This is a genomic window from Vibrio sp. D173a (assembly GCF_030248475.1).
Genome location: NZ_JAHGAH010001454.1, coordinates 1 through 554 on the forward strand (window position 1 = coordinate 1; position 554 = coordinate 554).

At 43.9% G+C, this 554-nt stretch carries 1 protein-coding gene; it reads left to right on the plus strand.

Going from position 1 to position 554, the window contains the following annotated elements; all coding sequences use genetic code 11:
* Positions 1–129 precede the first annotated feature (129 nt).
* On the plus strand, positions 130–554 hold a 425-nt coding region (locus KIV40_RS34020; RefSeq protein ID WP_285353857.1), incomplete at its 3' end, for a LysR family transcriptional regulator.

Sequence of the window (554 nt, forward strand, 5' to 3'; positions counted from 1 at the left end):
TTAGTTTTTTCATAGTAGCGACCTTTGTATTTCAAAGTGAATGTCATTTGGAAGAGTCTTATTTGCTCTGCCGATAGTGATCACTTTATACTTCCAGAATGGAAAGCGTGGAAAATAGGACTTGCTGAAATGGAAAGTATAGACTTGAACTTACTGCGGACTTTTGTATTACTGTGTCAGTCGAATAGCCTTAAGAGAGCAGGGATAAAGCTGGGGATCTCAGAGAGCGCCGTCAGCAAGCAAATGACCAAGCTAAGAGAACAATTAGGACACCCACTTTTTGAACGCACCACGGAAGGGTTGAGGCCAACGCATTACAGCAAATCTATTTTGCCCAAGATTGAGCAAGCTCTGTCGCTCTTGCACACCGCTACCTCACCAGTGACATTCGACCCGGCTACCTATGAAGGGCCAATTACCCTCGCTTTCTTCGCTTACACACTCGAGTTCTCAGGTTTAAGTTTATTTCGGGAGCTCTCGAAAACCTTTCCCAAAGCACAAATTGAGCTGAAAACTTGGACATCAGATACAGAGCAAAAATTAGAAGACGGTGA